The 931-nt window shown below is 52.2% G+C and carries 1 protein-coding gene; it reads right to left on the reverse strand.

Features of this window, described 5'->3' with window-relative positions:
* On the reverse strand, nucleotides 1-823 hold an 823-nt coding region (locus tag FPV16_RS25860; protein ID WP_319802280.1), incomplete at its 3' end, for a calcium-binding protein.
* Nucleotides 824-931 lie beyond the last annotated feature (108 nt).

The raw sequence follows: 931 nt of genomic DNA on the forward strand, positions 1-931 counted from the left end.
AGATACGATCAGCATCATGCGTGCCGATGATCGTTACGCCCGCTCCGATCTTGCTGTTGGAACTGATCTGCATGCCCCCATACATATCGGACATGTCGAGGTTCGTCCCTTCACGGACATACACCTTCTCGATCCCGACGAACCGCGCCGGGTCGGCATATAATGTTCCGCCTCCGACAACGAATACGGAGTCGGTTCCGCCTCCACCAACTACGTCGAGCACACCGTCCGACACGACAAGCCGGTCGTTTCCGCCCTCGCCATAAAGATTGTCAGCGCCCCCCTTGCCTCGAAGGGTATTAGCGCCGTCATCGCCTCTCAAGTTATCATCAAAAGCGCTGCCGTTGATGTTTTCGATACTGTCGAAGACGTCACCCGCTGCGTCGCCACCGCCGTTAAGACCGAAAAGCAGGTCTACTGATACGCCCGCCGAAGCACGTTCATAGCTCGCCGTATCAATACCTGAGCCCCCGTTTAAGGTGTCTGCTCCGGCGCCACCCTCCAACACGTCGTTGCCCGCACCGCCACGAAGAATATCGTTGCCTGAGCCTCCATACAATAGATCGGTGTTGGCACCTCCAATCATAACATCGGAATAGTTTCCGCCATGTATTTCTGTTGTGCCAAGACGGTCTGAAAAATTAAATAGATACCCACCGGCGTATCTTGTTGCATCTAAGAGAGTGCCGTCGCCGTATGACCAGTACAATATAGCATTGCTATCATCGCTGCCTTCGATAAGCAAATAATCAGCTTCTATATCTTTATCAATTTTAATACTTATCTCGGGCTGACTGTTGTATATTGATGGGGGGGAATACATAAAACGGATCGTCCAAATTTTCTTGGTAGTCCGCGTCAGGCGTGATTTGAATGCTTGGCACAGGTTGCTCCGAAGCTAGGCGGCTTGCTCAGCGTTATGAGCGGCAAG

Origin of the sequence: Methylobacterium sp. W2, assembly GCF_020662345.1 — a bacterium.
Classification (GTDB): Bacteria; Pseudomonadota; Alphaproteobacteria; order Rhizobiales; family Beijerinckiaceae; genus Methylobacterium.